Source organism: Silvanigrella sp., assembly GCF_044369315.1.
In the GTDB taxonomy this organism is placed as follows: Bacteria; Bdellovibrionota_B; Oligoflexia; order Silvanigrellales; family Silvanigrellaceae; genus Silvanigrella.
The window spans coordinates 1-8233 of record NZ_JBIPMD010000150.1; the positions used below are offsets into that span (position 1 = coordinate 1).

Sequence of the window (8233 nt, forward strand, 5' to 3'; positions counted from 1 at the left end):
AAAAGACAATTTGGATTCCTTATTTTTAACTCAATTTTTTTAAGTTAACAATTTATATTTAAATTTTTGTCATTTTTTTTAAATTTTATTAAAAATACATTTACATTTTGTACGATGTAAAAAAAAAAGACAACTTCATCACTTCTATATATTTCTACATAAGTGGTAAAGTTTCTTAATATATTAATATTAATATATTTTTATACATTTTTTATGTTTTTTTAAAAATATTCTCTATCGACTTCTGTATAAGACTTCTGATATAAATTTTATGAACTATTCATTTCCCAAAATCTTTCAGAGGAAATAAATATTATAATATTAGGAGGTTATAATGAATTCTACTAACCATAGTTCAAAAAAGGTAACAAATTTTATGAAAGCAAGAGCAAAAAATATAATAGTTGCAGGGGTTTCCATCGCAGCACTATTTGGTGTTGCAAGTGCTGGCATGTTAATTTTATATCCATCTCAAGTAACAAACATAACGCAAAACTTAACTGCACAAGCATCAAATGGATATTCTTTGCCTTCAGCGGTTCCACCAACTCCAAATCCCGATTCTGCTTTTTTAAAGTCTTTTAAAAAAGTATTTTCAGGAATAGCGAAGGAAAGCCGTCCGGCACTCGTCTTCATTACTGCTGAAAAAAAAGTGGCTGTTCGACAAAATGAAATGCCATTTCCAGAAGACTTCTTTTTCCCATTTATGCCTCCTCAATTCAAAGGTCCAAATGGACAACAAAGAGAAAAAAAACAATCCATTGAAACAGATGGTGGTTCAGGTTTTATTGTAGATTTAAAAAATGGTTATATTATTACAAACAACCATGTTATTGAAGGCGCCGATAAAATTACAGTAACAACTTATGACAATCGTAAATACAAAGCAAAAGTTGTAGGAACCGCAAAAAATGTAGACATCTCAGTTCTTAAATTGGAAGATTTTAAACCTTCAAATGAATTGAAACAAGTTAGTTTAGCAAATTCAGACGAAGTTGAAGTTGGTGATTGGGGTATTGCACTTGGTGCACCGTTCGAACTTCCACAAACATTAACAATGGGTGTGGTAAGTGCGGTGCAAAGATCAAGTGATACCTTAGGAATCACGGGAGCAAATAGTTTTATCCAAACAGATGCGGCGATCAATCCAGGAAACTCAGGGGGACCTCTTGTTAACTTAGATGGTCAAGTCATTGGAATGAACACAGCTATTTATTCTAAAAATGGAGCAAGTGTTGGAATTGGGTTTGCCATTCCTTCAAACACAATTCGTCTTGTTGCCGATTCCATCATTAATAATGGGAAATTTAGACAAGTTTATTTAGGCGTAGAAATGTATGATCTTAATAAATTCGGTCCTGCTGCCATGAAAGAAATGAAGATAGATCCAAATACAGAAGGCGCACTTGTAATGAGGGCTGTTCCAAAAAGTCCAGCAGCTATTGCAGGATTAAAGCCTTATGATATTATTCAAAGCGTTAATAATAAAGCTGTTAAATCCAGTATCGATATTCAACGCCAAATTATTTTCTTAAAACCAGGAACTGAAATTAAACTTGGAGTATTACGCGAAGGCAAAACAATTCAATTAACTGCAAAAGTAGCAGAATTACCAACTAAAACTGATCAAAATGAAATGAATTCAGATGATGATGCCAAAGATTCAAAACAAGAAAAAACTCAAGCATCTAATTATGGATTAATGTTATCGAATAAATCAGCTGGGGATAAAGGCGTTTTAATAGCTGGTGTTCAAAATGGAAGCCCTGCTGCACAATCTGGATTAAGAAAAGGCGATGTGATACTTAAAGTAAATAAACAGTCTGTATCTTCTCCAAAAGATGTGGAAGATATCCTTAAGAAATCTAAGAAGTCTGGTGAAAACTCACCAATATTCTTACTCGTTGCAAGAGACGATGGTTCTAGTCTAGCTGTAATCCTTCCTCCAAATAGTTAAGGTTACACACTTTAAAGGAAATAAATTTGGTTTTTGTAAGGCAAGATGAGCAATTAAGAATAATCGGAATTCACCTTGCAGGAACGAATACAAAAAAATCTGCGGTAGTAAGAACATCTGTTTTACTATCGCGGATTCTTTCTGGCCTTCCCAAAAGCAATGAACATCATATTTTTAAAGAAACAATTTCTTCTTACTTTCCCAAATTACCCGTTGAACCTAACGAAACAGGGCATCAATGGAGAAATTGCTTGTCTCCTTTATTTTGGGAAGCGTTCACACCAGATATTGGAGCTACTTCATATCAAGATTCAGATAAAAGATTGATTCAATCCATTCAAGATCATGGTGGTGCAAATATTTTTTGTATAGATGCCCCTCTTACATTACCACCATGTGTAACTTGTACTTTAATTTGCCCTGGAACGATAGACTGTCCTACAACTACAGTTTCGTATATGCGAAAAGAATGGGAACTTAGTAAAAAAACATTTAAAAAAGTTCGTATCCCACAACCCTATGTCGATCGTTATTTTGAAACGTTTGCTCGAAATCATTTTGAAAAAAATCTTCTTTCCAGTGGGTTAGAATTTGAGGCTGTACTTTCTAGTGGTAAAGCTCCTTTAACAGCACGATCAATTCGAATTGCTCGTGAATTGCAGTCAATTTATCCACACGCACTCATTTTAGAAACAAACTCACAAGCAAGTACTATAGGCTGGGGTTCAATATGTGGTATAGAAAATGCACGATTTGATTCTTATAAAAGCATTTCGCTTGGTGCAAAACAACGTCATGGAATCATAAAAAATCTTGAAAAATTTCGTTATGCTGTTCGAAGTGCAGGAATACATGAATCACTTTTAAAAGAAATTCCAAATGATCTTGAAGTCTTTTTAGCTGCTATGTCTGCACAAAGCGCTTGGGGATTGCTTGCAGGTTTGATAGTAATAAATTCTGAATTTCTTACACTCGATGTACATTCTCCTTTTAGAGGATGGCCTTGTATTCCAAAAGGAATTATTACAAATGCAGGAACCCAAATATCTGAATAAAATTAGTGGCTGGATACTTACAGACGGAAAATGGCATCCCACAGAAGAATGGTGGCATATTAATGCCATTTATGATTTAAAAGAAAATGGATACCCTGTTCTACAATCTAAAGAAACAAAAGAAATTTTAATGGAAGGTGACGAATCTAAAATTCGAGATCACTTAGCAGTTCTTGGATTTATTAAAATATCTCGTAGCCAAATAGATGGAATTAAATTAAATATTTCACAATTAGTTACTTTACAAAATTTATTAAGCCTTTGTAACCCAGATGACGAAATTGGGATACTTGGGAGCAATGGTGTTTTAAAATTTATTCGTATTTCTCGAATTATGAAATTAAAAAATCCAGACGCCCTATTCGATTAATTTTTTATACTATTTTTCATCTTTAATTTTTACAAGTTTTAAATGATTTTCTACTAAGCCAATGTTTTTCTTAATTAAATAAAAATCTTTTATTAATATAAATGACTTATTATTATCAATATTTATAAATAAATCATTATCTATTTTTTCTTTTTTATATTTAGGATTATTTAAATCGGAAATATCAATTTCTTTGAGATCATCATTCATTTTATTTACATTAAAAAGATTAAAAGAATAATTTAAAATTTTAAATGATTTAAATTCGCGATTCGTAATATTAAATACAAATGGTTCTGTGGATTCATTTTCTTTATTTTCAAAATGGTTTCGTATCATATTTAAAATTGTGTTATCAATAGTTAAATAATCACCCACTTGAATTTCTAAATGTCTATACTTAGACGAGTCAAACCATTTATCAATAATAACTATAAATTCATTATTTTTTTCGTCAAAAATTGACATTTTCAAATGATTTGCAATGCCTCTTTTTTCTGAACTTTTACTAAATTTTATAGATGATATTTTATTAGTAAGATCGTTAATTACAATAAAATCATTTTCTTCATTTATATCTTCATTATCAATTTTTAAGAGATATTTATTTTTTTCAGCATCTTTATCCATATTGATAAGATACAAATCTGATTGAGCTCCTCCATTTAGAATGGGGTATTTAGAAATATCTTTATTTTCAATTTTTTTATTTAAATATACGGATAATAAATCTTTTCCTCCTTTTCCATGTAAAATATCATTACCACCATTTCCAGAAATACTATTATCTTCATTATTTCCCATAATTGTTTCTGATTTATCCGTCCCTATTACATTATTAAATTTATAATCAACAGAAGATACATTATTCATATTAATAAATTCTTTATTGGTTTTTAAAGTATTTATTGGTACTAAGTGATTTGAATTTACATCATCAGAATATAATGAATTATTATTAGAACTAAACATATTTCCTTTTAAATCAGATACATAAATATGCTGAAAGTTTTCCCCATTAAAATAGTTATTTATTTTTATTGATTCTACAAATACATTATTTTCAATATATCCTAAAATCACATGAGAACCTTCTTTTTTAGAATATAAATTTTTAATATCTGTCATAATAGCATCTAAGTTTTCTGATGGATTTAAATTGAAAAGAGAGTCCTCATTATCAATTATTTTAATGTCATTATTTTCGATGTCACTTTTTAAAACAACATAAATATCTTTACCTGAACCACCTTTTAAGAAATCAAGACCTTTACCTGGATATATAATGTCGTTTCCTTGGTGACCATATATTTCATCATTTCCTAAAAGCCCATACAACATATTGTCTTTTTCATCTCCACGAATAAGATCATTTAAAGGTGAGCCAATTACATTTTCAATATTTTTAAAAACGGGAAAATCTTGAGAAGTAAATTTTTCAATAAGAGAAATATTTAATTTACTATTATGATCTGGGTTAAAATTATTAAATGTTATCGTATCAATTCCTGCTTTACCATCAATAATTCCATTTGATTTGAAATTTTTATTTTTACCTTTAACCACATCAAAAAATTCAAAAATATCTTCTTTTTCACCACCCATTATATGAACAAGATAAGAAGATGGATGGATATTAAATAAATTAATTGAAGAAGGATCGCCTATAATAGAATGAATCATATCTCCATGCTTGCCTTGATCACCAAACCCAACAAAATATAAATTTGCTTTTCTATTTTCTGGAATTTGACTTGAATTTGAATTTGCAAAGATTTCTTTCATAGAAAATGTTTTATTAACAGAAGGGCAAGGAATAGTATCATTGCCATATCTTGTAAATAGACCTCCCTCTTTAGCTTTAATTACTGTATTTTTTAATTGTAAATGTTGAGAATATTGATTTATAGCATTGCTATGCAATTGCTGTAAATTTATTTTTTCATTTTGAGATGTTTCAACAGGGGTATAAATATTATTTGTTAAACACAAATGCATTTCAGATTCCAATTTTTCACCTGGCGTAGATGTTGGATAATCAAATTCACCATCATAATTTTGAAAACCACCTGAGACTTCGTAATCTGTATAAGGTAAAAATACTTTTATTTCAGGATAAATAATTTTATTAAAAAAGAACAATCCACTTAAATTTAGATTTGCTAAAAATTTATTATTATTCGATTCTAAAATGCCTGGAATAATTTTATTATGAAATGAATACTCAAGCTCACTTACATTATATTTCGGATCAAACTCTTTTTTATATGCTCCAAAAAAATCAAAAATAGAATTCATCACAACTTCGGTTTCATTAAAACCAAGCTCTCTTAAACGCTGTGAAGTTCTTACAGAATTATAAGTTCCTTGAGCAAACATAATTGAAAATGCTATTGATGTCCCTATTGGCCCTACCTTTGCTGAAATTGGTAATAAGATAGCAGTTGCTAAAGATGTTGTACCTGTTGCAATTGAAAAAGAACCATTTACAAGTAAATCTTGTTTTATTCTTATATCATCAACTAATTTCGATTTTTTTATTAAATCATCTCCTTTATAAATATCAATGGCAGCTGCAGCAAAATTTATTACAATTTGCAATGAGCCTAGATTATGAAACGTCTTAGGATGTTTTGACCAATACGATTTCATTCCAATATTTCTAATGAGATCTAAAGCTAAATCAGTTTGATTAAAAACAAAACTAGAGGAATCAATAACTGCATTTTTAACATCACCACTTTCAATAGAATCTTTAATTTGATTTAATGTATTGGGCATTAAAACAAAGTTCATAAACACATTATACTTATTTGCAAAGGATGAAAATTTCTTAATTCCACTATAAGTATAATTTGAAAATTTCTTTAAATTTAATTGTTTTGAATTTAAATTTGAGTTCAAATTATTTATATTATTAAATTGATCAACTTGATCTCTTGCACCTACAACCAATGGTCTTAATGACTCAGTTTTAAATATATTTTTTGCAATTCCATTATAAGCTAAATGAAAAACATCTCTTGTTTCTCTGCCAAATGCATTTTTAAATTTAACTACCTTATTTAGAAAATGATTATCAATATAATTTGAACTATTAAAATCAAAAACAAGCCTTGAAAATTCATCGACTATTTTTTTATTTTCTGTATCTAAATTTTCATAATTATTTATGTCTTTAATAAATTGCTCTCTATCAAAAACATATATTTTTTTTGTTTTTTGAGAAAAAAACAATGGCTTTTTAAACATATCTGTTTTTATTAATTTTTCAGGAAAATAGTATGCAAATATACCAGGCATTGGATTTGGAATATTCCAGGGTTGTTTGTCTGTTTTTACAGAAACTTCTTTTAAATATCTTTCCGATATTTTCTTTTTAAGAACCGCATCTTTTTCTCTAAAACCTAAATAACCATTACGTAAAATAATTTTCTTAACTATTCTTCTGTCAAACTCTGGAGAAATATCAAAATGATCAAAAAAACTAAAAATATTTTTAATTTTAACAAGATCATTTTTATCATTCGATAAATTCAATAAAACATTTTCAGCACTTAGAGAAGATGGTGAATAATCTTTATTTTGAATTTTTATATGTATTTTTTTTAAATGCGTTGAAACAAAAGTAATAAAAGAAATTGAGTCATTATTATTTAATAATAATTGTTTAGCTTTATTTATAAATTCTAAATTTTTTGTAAATATTTCTGAATTCTCATTTGGAAATATTTCTTCTAAAGAAGATAAATAAACCTCTTTATAATAAACTTCTTTAGACTTGTTTATAGATGTATTTTTTTTGTCCCAATCATTTTTAAGACTACTTATGATCAAATTAGAATCCATATTTGGATTTTGCATCATATAATCATATATTTTTTGCCAAACACGTATATGAGTTTTTTTTCTGGAAAGGTCAACAAGTTGTTCGTATCTATCTATTAATTTTTCTGTATAGGAAATAGACTCTGCTGAGTCGGATTCACCATCTGAAATTTTAGCTTCTAAAGATTTTTCAGGAGCTTCATCAAAATTGAAATGATTTTCAATATAATGATCGGCAGCTTGTGAAGTCGTCACTCCTAAAATGGTAGCGCCAGCTCCTAATATTGCCGTATTTGGTTCATTCCCTAATAATGGACTCGAAATAAACATCAAAGCTTGACCCGCTGTAATTAAAGTATCTCCAGCAGAACGTGTTAAAATCCAATTTCTGTTACTTTTATAAAAAACTTCAATGATTCTTTTCGTACCTAATATTTTTTGTTTTGATTTTGAATCTAAGTTTGATTTTTCTACTTCATTCCAATAATTGCTATTTTTAAAATCTTCTAACCAAGCATTTAATGTTTTTACTTCTTTTACATTTTCTTTAAATTGAGAAAGGCCAGCAATCACCATTTGCGCTTGTCCAGCTGCTAATAAAACATTTCCAAATGTTCCTATTGTACCTGCAATATCTTTAAATGTATCTATTTTTAATAAATCACCACTATAATTCTTCGCTTTCAATTCAATTAACTCGGTTAATGTTTTTCCTTCTAAAGCAAGCATTCCATAATACATATAAGCCAAACCACTTTTGATATTTGGTAAAATTGTATAAGACTCAAAGTATTTTGATAAAGACTCATTCAAACCATTTTGTAATTTATACAAGTCATTAATATTCGATATGACAACGTCTCTTTCTGTATTTGAAAGCTTTGATAGAGAGTCTAAAATATTCAATTTTTCAAAAGTCTGTTTGAATTGATCCTCCCCTAAGAAAGTAGACACCCAGATCCGAAAAAAACTTATAGGAAAGAGGTGTTGAAATGGTGTTAACCAAAAGAAGGTATACAAGCG

General features: G+C 28.7%; 4 protein-coding genes. 3 read left to right on the top strand and 1 reads right to left on the bottom strand.

All coding sequences use genetic code 11. The features are described 5' to 3' along the window. Positions 1 to 334 precede the first annotated feature (334 nt). Genes ACIQ56_RS11635 through ACIQ56_RS11645 form a run of 3 tightly spaced genes read left to right on the top strand, consistent with a single transcriptional unit; the run spans position 335 to position 3382 of the window. Positions 335 to 1957, top strand: a complete 1623-nt coding sequence (locus ACIQ56_RS11635; RefSeq protein WP_397601228.1) for a Do family serine endopeptidase — start codon at positions 335 to 337, stop codon at positions 1955 to 1957. 26 nt (positions 1958 to 1983) lie between these two features. Beyond that, the gene (locus ACIQ56_RS11640) at positions 1984 to 3012 is read left to right on the top strand and encodes a hypothetical protein (RefSeq protein WP_397601229.1); all 1029 of its coding nucleotides are present in this window, start codon (positions 1984 to 1986) and stop codon (positions 3010 to 3012) included. Next, entirely contained in the window at positions 2987 to 3382 is a 396-nt protein-coding gene (locus tag ACIQ56_RS11645; RefSeq protein WP_397601230.1) for a hypothetical protein, read from the top strand. The genes ACIQ56_RS11640 and ACIQ56_RS11645 overlap by 26 nt, the downstream gene beginning before the upstream one ends. 9 nt (positions 3383 to 3391) lie before the next feature. Here ACIQ56_RS11645 and ACIQ56_RS11650 read toward each other — a convergent pair whose 3' ends face one another. Further along, the gene (locus tag ACIQ56_RS11650) at positions 3392 to 8164 is read right to left on the bottom strand and encodes a hypothetical protein (protein ID WP_397601231.1); all 4773 of its coding nucleotides are present in this window, start codon (positions 8162 to 8164) and stop codon (positions 3392 to 3394) included. Between the last annotated feature and the right edge of the window lie 69 nt (positions 8165 to 8233).

Coding starts and splice junctions, on each gene's coding strand:
- ACIQ56_RS11635 (WP_397601228.1), top strand. CDS start 335: ATGAATTCTACTAACCATAGTTCAAAAAAGGTAACAAATTTTATGAAA.
- ACIQ56_RS11645 (WP_397601230.1), top strand. CDS start 2,987: ATGCAGGAACCCAAATATCTGAATAAAATTAGTGGCTGGATACTTACA.